The organism is Plantactinospora sp. DSM 117369 (genome assembly GCF_053764795.1).
Genome location: NZ_CM132446.1, coordinates 5,910,533 through 5,929,264 on the forward strand (window position 1 = coordinate 5,910,533; position 18,732 = coordinate 5,929,264).

Genomic DNA, 18,732 nt, shown 5'->3' on the forward strand with positions numbered 1-18,732 from the left:
GAAGGGCGGGCGGCGGTCCGGTCAGTGCACGCCGAGGTCGTTGTCGATGAGGTCGAACATCTCGTCGTCGGTCGCCGACTCCAGCCGCATTCCGAACGCACCGTCGTCGGTGGTGGCACCGGCGACGGCGGTCAGCTTGGCCAGCAGTGTCTCCAGTCGCGCCACCACGCGGCCGTGCTCGTCGTCGCCTGGAGTGAGCGAGGACAACAGCCCGTCGAGGTTGTCGATGTCGCGCAGCGCCGCCCCGGGCCCGGTCGGCAGGTCCGCGACGAGTCGGGACCGCAGGTGTCCGGTGAGGGCGGCCGGCGTGGGGTAGTCGAAGACCAGCGCCGCGGGCAGGGACAGGCCGGTTGCCACGGTCATCCGGTTACGCAGTTCGACCGCCGTCAGCGAGTCGAAACCGAGATCCGTGAACGGGCGAGTTGCGGAGATCTCGGCGGCCGATCCGTGGCCCAGGACGGCCGCCACCTCCCCGTGTACCAGGTCGCGCAGGACGCTCTCCTGTTCCACCTCGGTCAGCTCGGCCAGCCGCTGCCGCAGCGTCGACTGTTCGGGCCGCGCCTCGACCGGGCCCGACCGCTCCAGCACCTGGCGTACCTCGGCCAGGTCGTCGATGAGCGGGCGCCGGCGGGCCAGCGTGTACCCGGGCACGAAACGCTCCCAGTCGATGTCGGCCACGGTGAGGACCGACTCGTCCCGGTCCAGCGCCTGTTGCAGAGCGCCGATCGCCAGCGCCGCCGGCATGAGGCGCATGCCATGCCGGGTCAGCAGCTTGGCGGCCTCGTCGGTGACCATCCCTCCGGTGTCCCAGCTTCCCCACGACACCGAGGTCGCCGCCAGGCCCTCGGCGCGACGCCGATGCGCCAGTCCGTCCAGGTACGCGTTGGCGGCGGCGTACGCGCCGGCGCCGGCACTCCCCCACACCCCGGCGCCCGAGGCGAAGAGCACGAACGCGTCCAGCGGCGTGTCACCGAGCAGTTCGTCGAGGTGGCGGGCGCCGTCCGCCTTGGCGGCCAGCACGTCCGCCACCGAGGCCAGGTCGGAACCGATCAGTTCCCCGTACCCGGGCACTCCGGCGGCGTGCACCACCGCCGTCGGTGCGTCCGCCGCCGGCAGCCCGGCCAGCAGTGCCGCGAGCTGTTCGCGGTCGGACACGTCGCACGCGGCGACCGTGACCCGGGTACCGGCGGACCGCAGTTCCGCCTCCAGATCGGCCACCCCGGGCGCGCGGTCACCCCGGCGGCTGGCGAGAACCAGGTGCTCGGCTCCCCTGGCGGCCAGCCAGCGGGCCACCTGCGCGCCCAACCCGCCGGTACCGCCGGTGACCAGCACCGTGCCGCGCGGCCGCCAGTCGCGTGCCGATCCGGGCTCGGCGGGTACGGCGCGGACCATCCGGCGGGCGAACACACCCGAGTCGCGTACCGCCACCTGGTCCTCGTCGCCGTCGGCGAGCACCCCGGCGAGCAGCGCCCCCGCGGGTCCGGACAGGACCGGCGGCAGGTCGACCAGCCCGCCCCAGGACCGGGGCCGCTCCAGGCCCAGCACCGTGCCGAGCCCCCAGATCTGGTACTGGACCGGGCTGACCGTCGGATCCTGGCGGACGACCTCGACCGCGCCCCGGGTCGCGAGCCACAGCGGCGCGGTCACCCGCTCGTCGGCCAACGCCTGGACCAGCAGGACGGTCAGCGCGAGCCCACGCGCCAGCGCCGGATGGGTGTCCAGCCGCTCCTCGTCGACGGCCAGCAGGGACAGGACGCCGGCCACCTCGACGCCGTCGGCGAGCGCTTGGCGCAGCCGTGCGGCCACGGTGGCCCGATCGACGCGGTCCTCGCCCAGCTTCACCGTCACGACGTCGGCACCGTGCCGCTCGAGGGCGTCCGCGTAGGAGCCCACCGGTGTGTGCGGCGGGGCGACCAGCAGCCAGGTGCCGGACAACGGCGTCTCCGTGGGTCGTACCGCCCGCCAGGTCAGCCGGTAGCGCCAGGAGTCGATCGTGGACCGGTCCCGACGGTCCCGACGCCAGGACGAGATCGCCGGCAGCACGGCGCTCAGCGGCTCGTCACCGACCACGCCGAGGGTGTCCGCGAGGGCCGTGAGGTCACCCTGCTCCACGGCCGCCCAGAACTCGTCGTCGACCGGGTCGGCGTCGGTGCTCGCCACGGGTTCCGCCGTCGCGGCGGCGACCGGCCAGAATCGTTGCCGCTGGAACGCGTACGTGGGCAGGGCGACCTGGCGCGCGCCGGTGCCGGCGAACACCCCGGCCAGGTCGACCGGGACGCCGTTGACGTACAGGTGCGCGACCGTGGTGAGCACGGCTTCGGGCTCCGGCCTGTCGGCGCGCAGGGTCGGTACGAACACCGGGCGGGCGCCGTCGACGCCGTCGAGACACTCCTGGCCCTGGGCGGTGAGACCGCCGTCCGGGCCCAGTTCGACGAAGGTGGTGACGCCTGCGGCGTGCAGGGTACGGATGCCGTCGTGGAAGCGCACCGTGTCCCGGGCGTGCCGGACCCAGTAGTCGGCCGAGCCCAACTGCTCCGGGTCGGCCAGCTCGCCGGTCAGGGTGGACACCACCGTGATCTGTGGCGGGTACGGGGTCAGGCCGGCCGCCACCCGTCGGTACTCGCCCAGCATCGGCTCGATCCGGCGGGAGTGGAAGGCGTGGCTGACGGTCAGCCGCTTGACCTTGCGCCCATGGTCCCGCCACCGTGCGGCGAGCGCCAGCACCTCGTCCTCGTCGCCGGAGAGCACGACCGATCGGGGGCCGTTGACCGCCGCGATGTCCACGCCGCATCCCGGCTCCGCGAGTGCCTCCCGCAGTTCCTCCTCGGCTGCCTGGACGGCGACCATCGCGCCGCCCTCGGGCAGTGCCTGCATCAGCCGGCCACGCGCGGCGACCAGCGCGCACGCGTCCTCCAACGACCACACTCCGGCGACGTGTGCGGCGGCCAGTTCCCCGATCGAGTGCCCGACGAGTACGTCGGGCCGGACGCCCCAGCTCTCCAGCAGCCGGAACAGCGCGACCTCCACGGTGAACAGCCCGGCTTGGGCGAACACCGTCCGGTCCAGATCCGTGGCCCCGGCGGGATCGAGGACGACATCCCGCAGCGGCCGGTCGAGGTGCCGGTCGAACTGCGCGCAGGCGGCGTCGAAGGCGTCGGCGAAGACCGGAAACGCGTCGTACGCGAGCAGGCCCATGCCCGCCCGTTGCGCGCCCTGGCCGGCGAAGACGTACCCGAGACGGCCGGTCGTGACGGTGCCGGTCACCAGACCGGGAGAGGGGCGGCCGTCGCCGAGCGCGGCCAGCCCGTCGAGAAGCGCTTCGCGGTCCGCGCCGAGCACGACGGCACGCTTCTGCATCGCCGCTCGGGCGTTGGCGAGCGAGTACCCGACGTCGACCGGGCGGGCGTCCGGTGTGTTGCCGACGTGCTGATGCAGACGCCGCGCCTGCTCCCGCAGCGCGGTGCCGGTCGCGCCGGAGAGCACCCACGGCACCGGCGGAGGGGCCGCCATGGCGTCACCCGCCAACGGATCCGGCGCGGGCGGCCCCGCCTCGGGGACGACGTGCGCGGGCGGTCCCGCCTCGAGGATGACGTGTGCGTTCGTGCCGCTGATGCCGAACGACGACACACCCGCGCGCAGCGGCTGATCCGCCGGCCACGCGCGCCCCTCGGTCAGCAGCTCGACGGCGCCGGCCGTCCAATCCACGTGCGGCGACGGCTCGGTCACGTGCAGCGTCGGCGGGAGTACCCGGTGGTGCATCGCCAGCACCATCTTGATGATCCCGGCGACACCTGCGGCAGCCCCGGTGTGACCGAGGTTGGACTTGATCGAGCCGAGCCAGAGCGGCGCCGCCGCCGGACGGTCCCGGCCGTACGTCGCCAGCAGGGCCTGCGCCTCGATCGGGTCGCCCAGCGTGGTACCCGTACCGTGTGCCTCCACCACGCTCACCTCGGCCGGACGCACTCCGGCGGCGGCCAGTGCCTGCCGGATCACGCGCTGCTGCGCCCGGCCGTTCGGTGCGGTGAGCCCGTTCGACGCCCCGTCGGAGTTGACCGCCGAACCTCGGACGACCGCCAGCACCGGGTGCCCGTTGCGCCGGGCGTCCGACAGCCGCTCCACCAGCAGCATGCCCACGCCCTCCGACCAGGCCGTACCGTCGGCCGAACCGGAGAACGACTTGCAGCGCCCGTCCGGGGCCAGCCCGCGTTGCCGGGAGAACTCGACGAACGCGCCCGGCGTAGCGATGACCGTGACACCGCCGGCCAGGGCCAGTGCGCACTCGCCGTTACGCAGCGCCTGGACCGCCAGATGCAGGGCGACCAGCGACGACGAGCACGCGGTGTCGACGGTCACGGCCGGGCCCTCCAGCCCGAACGCGTAGGCGACACGTCCGGACAGCACGCTCGCCACGTTGCCGGTCAGCGCGTAGCCCTCGCTCGCGGCCGACGCCAGCATGCCGTAGTCCTGGGCGCCGGCACCGACGAACACCCCGGTCTGGCTGCCGCGCAGGCGGTCCGGGCCGATACCGGCCCGCTCCAGCGCCTCCCACGAGGTTTCCAGCAGCAACCTCTGCTGGGGGTCCATCGCCACGGCCTCACGGGGGGAGATGCCGAACAGGCCGGCGTCGAAGTCACCGACGTCGTACAGGAAGCCGCCGTCGCGTACGTAGGAGGTGCCGGGCCGGTCCGGGTCACTGTCGTACAGCCGGTCCAGGTCCCATCCCCGATCCGTGGGGAACGGTCCGATCGCGTCGACGCCTCCGGCCACCAGGCTCCACAGCGCTTCCGGGTCGCGCACACCACCCGGGTACCGGCAACTCATCGCGACGATCGCAATGGGTTCGGCTGCGGTGGGGACGGGTGACGGTGTGGGCGTACCCGGGTCACTGGCCGTCCCCTCGATCTCGCCGCGCAGGTACCCGGCGAGCTCGACCGGGGTGGGGTGATCGAAGACCAGTGCGGCCGGCAGCCGCAGGCCGGTCGCGGCGCCGATCCGGTTGCGCAGTTCCACGGCGGTCAGTGAGTCGAACCCGAGTTCACGGAACGGCCTGGTCGTCCCGATCGTCTCGGGGGACGGATGTCCGAGTACCACGCCCGCCTCGACGCGGACCAGGTCCAGCAGGGCGGCCGCGCGATCCGCCGGTGGCTGGTCGAGCAGGTTCCGCCGGAAGGTCGACAGTGTGGCCGGCTCGGACACCTGGTCGCCGCTGGTCCGGATCCGTACGACCTCGGAGACGTCACCCAACAGCGGAGCCGTACCCAGGGCCGGGTGGTCGGCCAGCAGCTGTTCCCACTCGACGTCGGCGATGACGAGCGAGGTCTCACCGCGTGCCACCGCCCGCGACACCATGGCCATCACCAGCTCCGTCGGCATCGGCCGCAGGGCTCGCGCGGGCGGCGCGTCCCCGGTCGAGGCGACGTCGGCCAGGTTGCCCAGCCAGAGCCGGGTCGCCGCGAGGCCGCGCGACCGGCGACGTTGTACCAACGCCTCCAGGTAGGCCTCCGCCGGTGGTCGGCCCTCCGGCCGGGCCAGATCGTCCACCGAGCGCCCGGCCCGGGCACCGAACATCCCGGCACCGGTCGAGATCGTCACGACGGTGTCCAACATCTCGCCTGCCAGCAGTTCGTCCAGGTGCCCCGCAGCGGTCGCCGTCGCGGCCCGCCGCTCGGCACCGTGACCGGCGTCGAGGATCTGGACGAGCGCGGTCAGCGGGCGCTCCGCCGGGACGGCCGCGAGCAGTGCCGCAACCCCGTCGCGGTCGGTCAGCTCGGCGGCTCCCACGTTCACCGTCGCGCCGGCGGCGGTGAGCCGGGCCGCCAACGCCGTTGCCGCCTCCTGGTCGCCGTGGCCGGCCAGGACCAGGTCCACACCGGTACCGGCGAGCCACCGCACCACCTCCGCCCCGGCGCCCGTCGCGTCGCCGACGACGAGCACGGTGCCGCGTGGCGTCCACTCGTCACCACCCCGGGTGTCCGCCGGGCGGGCGTCCCCGTCCCGGGTGTCCACCTCTGGCGCTGGAACCAGGCGCCGGACGTGGATCGCCGAGTCGCGCAGCGCGACCTGGTCCTCGCCTCCGGCCAGCACGCCGGCCAGCCGGGTCGCGGCGCGCTCGGTGAGCACCGCGGGGGTGTCCACCAGGCCACCCCACCGCTGCGGCGGCCGCGACGTGGACGTCACCGCCAGCCCCCAGACGGCTGCCTGCTCCACGTCGACCGGCTGGTCGGACCGACCGACGCTCACCGCGTGCCTGGTCGCCACCCACAGTGGCGCCGCCACACCGGCCTCGTCGAGGGCCCCGGCGAGAGCCTCGGTCCGGGCGAACACCGCCGCCGACGGCGTCGGTTCCTTACCCGGTCCGGCCCAGGCCAGCAACGACAGCACCCCGGCCGGCTCCGGTACGTCGGCGAGCAGCGCGCGCAGTCGCTCGACCGTATCGTCCCGGTCCGTGCCCGTCACTTCCAGCCGGATCACCTCCGCTCCGGCGGCCCGCAGCGCCCGTTCACACGTCTGCACGGTCTCCCGGGTCGTGGTTCCGGTACCGGCAGCCGCCGGCTGGCCGTCCCCGGCTGTCTCCGGCGGCGTCACCAGGAGCCAGGTCCCGGACAGCCCGTTGCCGGGCGGCGCGTGCACCGGCTTCCAGGTCATCCGGTACCGCCACGAGTCAGTCGTCGCCCGGGTACGCCGGCGGCGGCGCCACGACGACAGCGCCGGCAGGACCGGCGCCAACTCCGCCGCGTCCGCCAGCTCCAACGTCTGGGCGACCTCTGCCAGGTCGGCGCGCTCGACTGCCGCCCAGAACCCGCCGTCGCCATCGTCCCGCGCGCCGTCCGCACCGGGGCGGGTGGCGCCGGATCCTATTTCCAACCAGTACCGTCGCCGTTGGAACGCGTACGTGGGCAGTTCGACCCGCCGCGCGGCGGTGAACCGGGACGCCCAGTCCACCGCTACCCCGTGGGCCCACGCCTCGGCGAGCGAGGTGAGGAACCGGGTCGTACCGCCCTCGCCACGACGGAGGGTACCGACCGCGACCGCGCCCAGCCCGGTCGCCTCGATCGTGTCCTGCATGACAACTGTCAGCACCGGATGCGGACTGACCTCGATGTACGCGTCGTAGCCGGCGGCCAGCATGCCCCGCACCGCATGGTGAAACTCCACGGTTTGGCGGAGGTTGCGGAACCAGTACTCGGCGTCCAGGGCCGCGGTGTCGACCGGGCCACCGGTCACGGTCGAGTGGAACGGCACCGACGACGACCGGGGGGACAGCCCGGACAGCGCCGCGAACAGATCATCGCGGACCCCGTCCACCTGGGCCGAGTGTGACGCGTAGTCCACCGCGATCCGGCGTGCCCGCACCCCTTCGTTGACGTACCCGGCGAGCAGCGTGTCCAACGCCTCGGGATCGCCCGACACCACCACCGACGACGGGCCGTTCACCGCCGCCAGCGACAGCCGCTCGCCCCATGGTCGGATCCGCTCCGCCACCGCGTCGTGCGGTACCGCCACCGAACCCATGCCGCCGTGCCCCGAGAGGCTGCACAGCAGGCGACTACGTAGCGCCACCACGCGCGCGCCATCCGTCAACGACAACCCGCCGGCCACCACCACCGCCGCGATCTCACCCTGGGAGTGCCCGACGACGGCCGCCGGCTCCACGCCGCAGGACCGCCACAATTCCGCCAGCGACACCATCACCGCCCACAGCGCCGGCTGTACCACGTCGACCCGGTCCAGCGACGCGGCTCCGGGCAGCGCCCGTAGCACGTCCTCCAACGACCAGTCCACCAGCGGCGCCAGGGCGTCCGCGCACTCCCGGAGCCTCGCGGCGAACACCGGCTCGGTGTCGAGCAGCTCGGCGGCCATCCCCACCCACTGCGAACCCTGCCCTGGGAACACGAAGGCGGGGCGTCCCGTTCCCTCGGCGACTCCCCTAACCAGTCCGGTGGCGCTCCGGTCGGCCGCGGCGGCCCCCAGTCCGGCCAGCAGGTCCGCCCGGTCGGCGGCCGTCACGACCGCGCGGTGCTCGAACCGCGCCCGCGAGGCGGCCAGCGAGTACGCCACGTCGTGGTCGGACAGCCCGGGATTGGCCTCCAGGTGCGACAGCAGCCGACGGGCCTGCCCGGCGAGTGCCGCCGGTGACCGGCCGGAGAGGACCCAGGCGATCGGTCCGGACCCCTGGGCGTCATCCTCTGTGAGGACCTCGGGTCGGTCGTCTTCGCCGATCGGCACCTCTTCGAGGATCACGTGGGCGTTCGTCCCGCTGACGCCGAACGACGAGACGCCGGCCCGGCGGGGCCGGTCGGGTACGGTCCACGGTCGCGCCTCGGTCAGCAGCTCGACCGCACCGTCGGACCAATCCACCTGTGCCGTCGGCAGGTCGACGTGCAGGGTGCGAGGCAGGATCCGGTGCCGCATCGCCTGCACCATCTTGATCACGCCGGCCATGCCTGACGCCCCTTGAGTGTGCCCGATGTTCGACTTCACCGAGCCGAGCCACAGCGGCCGGTCGACCGGCCGGTCCTGCCCGTACGCGGCGATCAGGGCCTGTGCCTCGATCGGGTCGCCCAGCGTGGTACCCGTGCCGTGCGCCTCCACCACGTCGACGTCGGCCGGTGCCAGTCGTGCCGACGCCAGCGCCCGACGGATCACCCGCTGCTGCGCGGGGCCGTTCGGCGCGGTCAGCCCGTTCGACGCGCCGTCCTGGTTGACCGCCGATCCACGGATCACCGCCAGCACCGGATGCCCGTTGCGCCGGGCGTCCGACAGCCGCTCGACGAGGAGCACGCCCACGCCCTCGGACAGCCCGATGCCGTCGGCCGACGCCGCGAACGGCTTGCACCGGCCGTCCGGTGCGAGCCCCCGTTGCCGGGCGAAGTCGACGAACATCGTCGGCGTCGCCATCACCGTCACGCCGGAGGCCAACGCGAGTGAGCAGTCCCCGTTGCGCAGTGCCTGTCCCGCCAGGTGCAGCGCCACCAGCGACGAGGAGCAGGCCGTGTCGACCGTCACCGCCGGACCTTCCAGCCCCAGCGTGTACGCGACCCGGCCGGACACGACGCTGCCGGCGACTCCGGTACCGAGGTAGCCGTCGGTCTGGCTCGCCGAACTGGCGAACAACGTGCCGTAGTCCTGGTAGAGCACGCCGGTGAAGACACCCGTATCGGTGCCCCGCAGCGTCGTCGGATCGATCCCGGCGCGCTCGACGACCTCCCACGAGGCCTCCAGCAGCAGCCGCTGCTGCGGATCCGTGGCAACCGCCTCACGCGGCGACAGACCGAAGAACGCCGCGTCGAAGTCACCCACCGTGTCGAGGAACCCACCCTCGCGGGCATAGGTCGTACCCGGGCGGTCGGGGTCCGGGTCGTACAGCGTGTCGACGTCCCAGCCCCGGTCCACCGGCAACCCTGAGATCACGTCGGCCTCGTCGGCCACCAGCCGCCACAGATCCTCGGGCGAGTCGACGCCACCGGGGTACCGGCAGCTCATCGCGATGATCGCGATCGGCTCGTCGGGGTGCCCCGCCGGCCGGGAGGCAACCGGCACCGGGGCGTCCAGCGCCGCCGCCCTGCCCACCAGTTCGTCGCGCAGGAACCGGGCCAGCACCAGCGGGTTCGGGTAGTCGAAGACCAGAGTGGCCGGTAGCCGCAGGCCGGTGGCGTTCTTCAGCGCGTTACGCAACTCCACCGCAGTGAGCGAGTCGAATCCGAGTTCCCTGAACGCCCTGCTGACCACGAGCCCGCCCGGCGACGGGTACCCGAGGACCGCGGCTGCCTCGGCCCGTACCAGTTCCAGCAGCAGGTTGTGCTGGTCCGGCTCAGTCATGCCGGCGAGCCGGCGCAACAGGTCCGACCCGTCGCCGGAGCTGGCGGCGGCGCGCCGCCGCGCCGGGCCCCGGACGAGGCCCCGCAGCAGCACGGGTACCTGGCCCCGGGCCGTGTCGGCGGCGACGGCCGGGTGCCACAGCATGGACAGCAGCAGCGGCTCGTCTGCCACGAGCGCGGCGTCGAACAGGGCCGCGCCGTCACGGGCGGACAGCCCGGTGACACCGTTCTGCGCCATCCGCGCCCGACCCACCTCGTCGAGTTGGGTGAGCGTCCCCGCGGCGCCGGACCAGGGCCCCCACGCCATCGAGGTCGCGGTCAGTCCCCGGCTGCGACGGTGCTGGGCCAGCGCGTCGAGGAAGGCGTTCGCGGCCGCGTAGTTGGCCTGCCCGCCCCGGCCGAGGATGCCCGACGCCGACGAGAACAGTACGAACGCCGACAGTTGCCGGTCACGGGTCAGCTCGTGCAGGTGCCACGCCGCGTCGACCTTCGGTGCCAGTACGGTGTCGATCCGCTCCGGGGTGAGCGCCTCGAGCACACCGTCGTCCAGGACGACCGCGCCGTGGATGATCCCGGTCAGCGGATGCGCGTCGGGAACGGCGTCGAGCAGAGCCGCGAGTGCGTCCCGGTCGCTGACGTCGCAGGCGGCCACCGTCACCTCGGCGCCCAGTTCCACCAGCCGCGCGCGCAGGGCGGCAGCGCCCGCCGTGGCGGCGCCGCGCCGGCTGGCCAGCAGCAGGTGCCGCACCCGGTGCTCGACCACCAGGTGTTCGGCGATCACCGCTCCGACCGTCCCGGTGGCGCCGGTGATCAGCACGGTGCCGTCGGAATTCCAGACCGGTCTGGTGGTGGCCGAATCACCGGTGACCGGCCGACGGGCGAGCCGGGGTACGAGCACCACACCGTCGCGTACGACGAGCTGCGACTCGCCGGCGGCGACGGCGTCGGCGACCGACGACGGGATGGCACCGTCGGTGTCCAGGAGCAGGAATCGGTCCGGATGCTCGTTCTGCGCCGTGCGCACCAATCCCCAGACAGCCGATACCGCCAGGTCGGTGACGTCCCCGCCGTCCCCGGTCGGTACCGCACCCCGCGTGACGACCATCAGTTTCGCCGCCCCGAACCGCTCGTCGGCGATCCACGCCCGCACCAACTCCAGCGCGCGCCCGGTCATGGTCCGCACCCGTGCCGGCAGCTCGCCATCGCCGGCCCCACTGTCGATGACGGGGTCGGCGGTCAGCGGTACCATGATCACGTCCGGCACCGGGGTCCCGGCGTCCCTCGCCGCCAACGCCGCGAGGTCCGCAAACGTCTCGACGGCCGGCACCGGACCGGACAGGTCCGGCGGCCCGGCGAGCCAGCCCCACCGGGCCGGCGGCGGTTCGGCCGGCGGCGCGCTGGTCAGCGGTGTCCAACAGACCCGGAAGAGACTGTTGCCAATCGTGGCCACCGAGCCGGCGGCCCCCTGCGCACCGACCGGCCGGAACGCCAGCGACTCGACCGTGACGACGGGAAGACCGGCCCCGTCCACCGCGACGAGCGACACGGCGTCCGCCCCCGCGGGCCGCAGCGCGACGCGCAACCGGGTGGCCTGCGCGGCGTGGAGCGTCACGCCGCGCCATTCGAACGGCAGCCGAACCGCTCCGGTGTCGGCGAAGAAGGAGCCGAGGCCGGTGGCGTGCAACGCGGCGTCCAGCAGGGCGGGATGGACGCCGAAGGCGGCGCCGGCGGCGCTCTCCGGAAGCGCGACCTCGGCGAACACCTCGTCGCCGCGTCGCCAGGCCGCCCGGAGTCCCTGGAAGGTGGAACCGTAGACCAGGCCGGCGTCGGCCGCACGCGCGTAGAAGTCGTCCAGAGCCACCGGTTCGCTGCCGGCCGGCGGCCACACCTCAAGGTCGACCGGTTCCGATGCCGGGTCGGCGACGAGCGTACCGACCGCGTGTCGGGTCCACGGCAGACCGTCGTCGGCTCCGTCCGGCAGCGAGTACACGCTGACCGGACGGAGACCCGCGTCGTCGGGTACGCCGACCAGCACCTGGATTCGGACCGCCTGCCCGGAAGACAGCAGCAGCGGGGCCTCCAGGACCAGCTCCTCAACGTGCCCGCAACCGACCTCGTCACCGGCCCGCAGCGCCAGCTCCACGAAGCCCGCGCCGGCGAACAGCACCTGGTCGCCGAGGGCGTGGTCGGCGAGCCAGCCGTGTGAAGCCGTCGAGAACCGCCCGGACAGCAGCACGCCGCCGGACCCGGGAAGCTCGACCGCGGCGGCCAGCAGCGGGTGCCCTGCGGCCACCAGCCCCGCCGACGACACGTCGCCGACCCGGCCCGCCGTGTCGAGCCAGTACCGGCGCCGTTGGAAGGCGTACGTCGGCAGGTCCACAGTGACCGCCCGCGAGCCGGCGAAGACGCGGTCCCAGTCCACGTCGACCCCGTGCGTGTACGCCTCTGCGAGCGAGCTGACGAAACGCTGCGGGCCGCCCTCGTCCCGCCGCAGCGTGCCGATGGCCACCGGTGCGGCGCCGGCCTCGTCCGGGTTGTCGTCGAACGTCTCCTGTAACGACGACGCGAGCAGCGGATGCGGGCTGACCTCGACGAAGCACCGGTGGCCGTCGACGAGCAGGGCGCGGGTGGCGGACTCGAACTCCACGGTGTCGCGCATGTTGCGGTACCAGTAGTCCGCGTCCAACGTCGTGGTGTCGATCACCGCACCGGTGACCGTGGAGTAGAACGGGACCGTCGCGGCCCGCGGAGACACCGGTGCGAGGTCGGCCAGCAGCCGGTCCCGCAGCATCTCGACCTGCGGCGAGTGCCCGGCGGTGTCCACGCCCGGGATCTGCCGGGCCCGTAGCCCGTCCGCCGTGCACTCGGCGAGGAACTCGGCGCAGGCCGCCGCCTCTCCGGACACCGCACACGAGCCCGGCCCGTTGACCGCCGCCACGGCCAGCCTGTCACGCCAGGGTTCGAGCTTCTCCCGTACCCGGTCCGCCCGCGTCTGTACGGACACCATCGCGCCGCGGCCGGTCAGCTCGAGCCACGCCTGGCTGCGCCGCGCGATGATCCGGGCGGCGTCGTCCAGGGACAGGGCACCGGCCACGTACCCGGCCGCCACCTCGCCCTGCGAGTGGCCGACCACGGCCGCCGGCTGGACGCCGTGGGCGTGCCACAGCGCCGCCAGCGACACCATCATCGTGAACAGCACCGGCTGCTTCACGTCGACCCGATCCAGATCCGCAGCCCCGGGCAGCCCACGCACGACCGGCTCCACCGCCCAGTCCAGGTACGGCTCCAGGGCCTCCGCGCACGCCCGCACGCTGTCCCGGAACACCGCCGAGGAGTCCATGAGCTCGCGGCCCATCTCCGGCCACTGCGAACCCTGTCCGGGGAACACGAACACGACCTTGCCGTCGGCGCCGCCGACACCTCGGAACAGGCCGGTCGACGGCTGCCCGGCGGCGAGCGCGTCGAGGCTGGCCAGGAGCTCGTCGCGGGTCGTACCCAGTAACGCCGCCCGGTGCGGCCGGGCGGCCCGGGTCGTGGCGAGCGAGAACCCCACGTCGACGGGCGACAGTTCGGGACGGTCGGCAAGGTACCCGCGCAGCCGGGTGGCCTGGGCGCGCAGCGCCTCGTCGGAGTCTGCCGAAACCACCCACGGTGCCGTCCCCGCGACCAGGTCGTCGCCGTCGTCCAGGGCGCGCCTGCGCGGGGCCGGGTCCGGAGGTGCCTGTTCCAGGACGACGTGCGCGTTCGTCCCGCTGATCCCGAAGCCGGACACGCCGGCCCGGCGCGGTCGGGCGAGGTCCGGCCACGGCCGGGGCTCGGTCAGCAGTCGGACGTTCCCACTCGACCACGCCACGTGCGGCGTCGGCTCGTCGACGTGCAGGGTTTGCGGCAGGACACCGTGACGCAGGGCCTGCACGACCTTGATGAAGCCGGAAACCCCCGCCGCGCCCTGGGTGTGTCCGATGTTGGACTTCAGCGAGCCCAGCCACAGCGGCTGGTCGGCCGGTCGCTCCTGACCGTACGTGGCGAGCACGGCCTGCGCCTCGATCGGGTCGCCCAGGGTGGTGGCGGTGCCGTGCGCCTCGACGAGGTCCACGTCGCTCGTCACCAGCCCCGCGTTGGCCAGCGCCTGCCGGATCACCCGCTGCTGGGCCGGGCCGCTCGGGGCGGCCAGCCCGTTTGACGCGCCGTCCTGGTTGATCGCTGAACCACGGATGACGGCGAGCACCGGATGGCCGTTGCGTCGGGCGTCGGAGAGCCGCTCCAGGAGGACCATGCCGACGCCCTCGGCGAAGCCGGTTCCGTCCGCCGCCGACGCGAAGGCCCGGCACCGGCCGCTCGGCGACAGCCCACGCTGCTTCGACGTCTCGATGAACGGTCCGGGCGTCGACATGACGGTGACACCGCCGGCCAGCGCGAGCGAGCAGTTCTGAAGCTTGAGCGCCTGGGCGGCCAGGTGCACCGCGACCAGCGACGACGAGCACGCGGTGTCCAGCGTGACCGCCGGGCCCTCCAGGCCCAGGGTGTAGGCAATCCGGCCGGACAGCACGCTGGCGGAACTGCCGGTGAGCACGAAGCCCTCGGACTCCTCGCCGGCGGCCGCCATCAGCAGTTGGAGGTAGTCCTGGCCGGTGGTGCCGACGTACACGCCGACGCGCCGGCCGCGCAGTGCCGCCGGGTTGATGCTGGCCCGCTCGATGGCCTCCCACGACGTCTCCAGCAGCAGCCGCTGCTGCGGGTCCATCGACAGTGCCTCGCGTGGCGAGATCCCGAAGAACTCCGCGTCGAAGTCGCCCGCGTCCTGCAAAAAACCACCGACCTGTACATAGGAGGTGTTCGGGCGGCTGCGGTCGGGGTCGTAGGTGGCCGCCAGATCCCAGCCGCGCTCGGTCGGGAACGGACCGATCGCGTCGACGCCGTCGGCAACCAGGTGCCACAGGTCCTCCGGCGAGGTGACCCCGCCGGGCAGCCGGCACGCCATTCCGACGACGGCGACCGGCTCGGTGGCCACCTCGGTGAGCCGCTCGTTCTTCTGCCGGAGGCGTTCGTTCTCCAGCAGCGACGCCCGCAGGGCCGTAACAAGCTGTTCCGAAGATGTCTCCACCATCAACTCCCCGACTCGCGTGCCGGCGGCGCGTCGCTGTCGACCATCGCCATCCTGATCAGGTCCTGTACGTCCATCGCCTGGATCGCGCCGCTGCGGTCGGCGACCGGCTGCTCCGGTGCCGTCGGCGTGGCACCGGTCAGCTTCAGCAGCTCGTCCATCAACCCCGACGCGCGCAGCCGTTCGAGTGGGATCGACGCCAGCGCACGCCGGACCGGCTCCTCCTCGGCGTCGTAGGTCATCGCCGGTTCACCAGCGGTCAGCAGTTCGGTCCGCAGGTACGCCGCGACCGCGGCCGGCGTGGGATGGTCGAACGCCAGCGTCGCCGGTAACCGCAGCCCGGTGGCGTCGTTGAGGCGGTTGCGCAGCTCGACCGCCGTCAGCGACTCGAACCCGATGTCCTTGAACGGCTTCACCCGCCCGACTCGGTCCGTGTCGGGATGGCCGAGGACGGCGGCGACGTTCTGGCGTACCAGCTCCAGCAGCATGCTGTCCTGTTCGACGGAGGTCAGGCCAGCCAGCCGCCGCTGGAGCGCGGGCTGTTCCCCGTCGGTGCCGGACCGTTCCGTACCCGGGTCCTGCAGGGCCCGAACGACGGCCGGGATGTCCCCGATCAGCGGGCTGGGCCGGGCGATCGTGAACGCCGGGGCGAACCGCTCCCAGTCCATGTCCGTGACGGTGACCGTGGTCTCGTCGTGCTCCACTGCACAGCGCAGTGCGCGTACGGCGAGCGCGGGGTCCATCAGCCGGACGCCGCCTCGGCGGAACGTCTCCTCGGTGGCCCGGTCGAGCATCCCCCCGCCGCCCCAGTTGCCCCAGGCGACGGAGGTGGCGGTACGACCACGGGCGCGTCGCGCCTCGGCCAACGCGTCGAGGAACGTGTTCGCCACGGCGTAGGGGCCCTGCCGGGCGCTGCCCCAACTGGCGGCACCGGACGAGAACAGCACGAACGCGTCCAGTTCGACGCTGTCGAGCAGGGCGTCGAGGTGTCGGGCGCCCTCGACCTTGGCCTCCATCACGGCGGCGAACTCGTCGAGGCCGGTGTCGGCCAGCTCGGCCTGCCAGCCCAGGCCGGCGGCGTGCACCACCGCGGTCAGCGGGAGGTCCGCCGGTACCGTGGCCAGCAGGTCGGCGAGGGCGCCGCGGTCGGCGACGTCGCACGCGGCGATGGTGACCCTGGCGCCGATCTCGGTCAGCTCGGCGGCCAGTTCGGCGGCCCCGGCAGCCGCGTCGCCACGCCTGCTGGTGAGCACCAGGTGTTCCGCGCCGGCCCGGGCGAGCCAACGTGCCACGTGCCCGCCGACCGCACCGGTGCCACCGGTGACCAGCACCGTGCCGCGTGGTCGCCAGGTGCCCACGGGCCGTGCGCCGGCCAACGGTGCGGGCAGCAGCCGGCGCCCGTACAGGCCGGCGTCGCGTATCGCGACCTGGTCCTCGCCGCCGGTGCCGGCGAGCAGGGCCACGAACCGGGCGATCGCGCGGTCGTCGTGGTCGCGGGGCAGGTCGACGAGCCCGCCCCAGCGTTTCGGGAACTCCAGCGCGGCGACCCGGCCGAGGCCCCAGATCATCGAACCGTTCGGGTCGGCCAGCGGGTCGACCGGGCCGAGGCTGACCGCAGCCCGGGTCGCGACCCAGACCGGTGCCTCCACCGTCGACCCGACCAGCGCCTGTACCAGGGTCACGGTCAGCGCGAGCGCACGGGAGAGGGTCGGCCGGTCGACCGACGGCGATTCGTCGAACCCCAACATGGACAGCACGCCCGCGACCGGAGTCCCGTCCGGTGCCGCGTACCGCAGCCACTCCCGGATCGCCGTGTGGTCGGCGCCGGCCTCGGACAGCTCCAGCACCTCCACCTCGGCACCCCGGCGGCGCAGTCCGTCGAGGTACGGCTCGGCCTCCTGCCGTCCGTTCCCGTCGGGCACCACCACCAGCCAGGTGCCCGGCGACACCGCCGGGGACGGCTCCGGCAGGGGCTTCCACTCCACCCGGTACCGCCAGGAGTCCACCGTGGACATGTCCCGGCGACTCCGCCGCCACGTTGCGAGCATCGGCATCACCGGCTTCAGCAGGTCCGCCGCCGGTACGGCGCCGTCGGGTGCCAACGTCCCCGCCACCTCGACCGGGTCACCGCGCTCGACAGCGGCCCAGAATCGCGCCTCGACCGGGTCCTCAGCAATGGTCGGTTCCCCGGTCGGCCGGTCCAGCCAGTAGCGCTGGCGCTGGAACGCGTACGTCGGCAGGTCGACTCGGCGATCGGTCGGGCCGTACGCCCGCCGCCAGTCCACCGGTACGCCGCGAACCCATGCCTCGGCCAGCGACGTCGTCACGCGCGTCGGGCCGCCCTCGTCGCGGCGCAGGGTGCCCACCGAGGTGCCCCCCGCATCGGTGTCGTCGAAGATCTGCTGAAGGGACGCAGTGAGCACCGGATGCGGGTTGACCTCGATGAACACTCCGGCTGTGGTGGCCAGGACGGCACGGGTCGCCGGCTCGAACGCCACCGTCTCGCGCATGTTCCGGTACCAGTAGTCGGCGTCCAGGCCGGCGGTGTCGAACAGTGCGCCGGTCACCGTCGAGTAGAACGGGACCCGGGACGGGCGTGGCGTCACAGGTGCCAACTCGTCGAGCAGGCGCTCACGGAAGACGTCCACCTGTGGCGTGTGTCCGGCCGTGTCGACACCCGGGATACGCCGGACCTGGACCCCCTCGGCGACGCAGGCCTCGACGAACTCGTCGCAGGCGGCCGGGTCGCCGGCCACCGCGCAGGAGGCGGGTCCGTTGACGGCCGCGACGGAGAGCACGTCACGCCACGGTTCCAACCACTGCCGCACCCGCCCGACCGGCGACTGCACGGCCACCATTGCGCCCCGACCGGCCAGTTCTCTCCAGGCCCGGCTGCGGGTCGCCACGATCCGGGCGGCGTCGTCGAGCGACAGCGCGCCGGCCACGTAGGCGGCGGCGATCTCGCCCTGGCTGTGCCCGATGACCGCGGCCGGCTCCACTCCGTACGACTGCCAGACGGCGGCCAGCGACACCATGGTCGAGAACAGTGCCGGCTGCTTGACGTCCACCCGGTCCAGCGGTGCCGCCCCGGCCGTGCCTCGCACCACGTCCGCCACGGACCAGTCGACGTGGGCGGCGAACGCCTCGTCACAGGCGACGAGCTGGTCGCGGAACGGTGCCGACGTGTGCCACAGCTCATCGCCCATGCCTGGCCACTCGGAGCCCTGACCGGGAAAGACGAACACCGGCCTGGCGGTACCACCGGCCACGCCGCGTACCACGTGCGCGACCGGTGCCGCCGTGGCGATCGCATCCAGCCCGGTCCGGAACGTCTCCCGGTCGGCGGCGACGACGACCGCCCGGTGGTCGAGTGACGCCCTGGTGGTCGCGAGCGAGTACCCGACGTCACCGTCCTGCGCGTCGGGATGCGCGCCCAGGTGCTCCGCCAGCCGGGCGGCCTGTGCGCGTAGGCCGTCCTCACCGCCTGCCGACAGCGCCCAGGCGAGGGTGGGACCGCCAGCTGCCTGCCCGGCGGAACCGGTCGACGACTGAGCTGTCCACTCGGCCGCGCGCGCCGACGGCTCGGGAACCTGTTCGAGAATCAGGTGGGCGTTGGTGCCGCTGATGCCGAACGACGAGACGGCCGCCCGGCGCGGCCGGCCACGGGTCGGCCACGGCACCGCCTCGGTGAGCAGGCGCACGCCTCCGCCGGACCAGTCGACGTGCGGCGACGGCTCGTCCACGTGGAGCGTCGGCGGCAGATCGCTGTGCCGCATCGCCATCACCATCTTGATCACACCGGCGACGCCC

Annotated in this window: 2 protein-coding genes (1 of these 2 running past the window's edge); both read right to left on the bottom strand. The window is 73.6% G+C overall.

Features of this window, described 5'->3' with window-relative positions:
* Positions 1-21 precede the first annotated feature (21 nt).
* Positions 22-14,925, bottom strand: coding sequence for a type I polyketide synthase (locus tag ACSMXO_RS25560; RefSeq protein WP_455414090.1), 14,904 nt, complete (start codon positions 14,923-14,925; stop codon positions 22-24).
* Positions 14,925-18,732, bottom strand: partial view of a type I polyketide synthase gene (locus tag ACSMXO_RS25565; protein WP_455414091.1) — the 3' end only. The gene runs 11,846 nt beyond the window's last position; the window shows 3,808 of its 15,654 coding nt (coding positions 11,847-15,654); its start codon lies beyond the right edge, outside the window; the stop codon is at positions 14,925-14,927. Before ACSMXO_RS25565 ends, ACSMXO_RS25560 begins: the two co-directional genes overlap by 1 nt.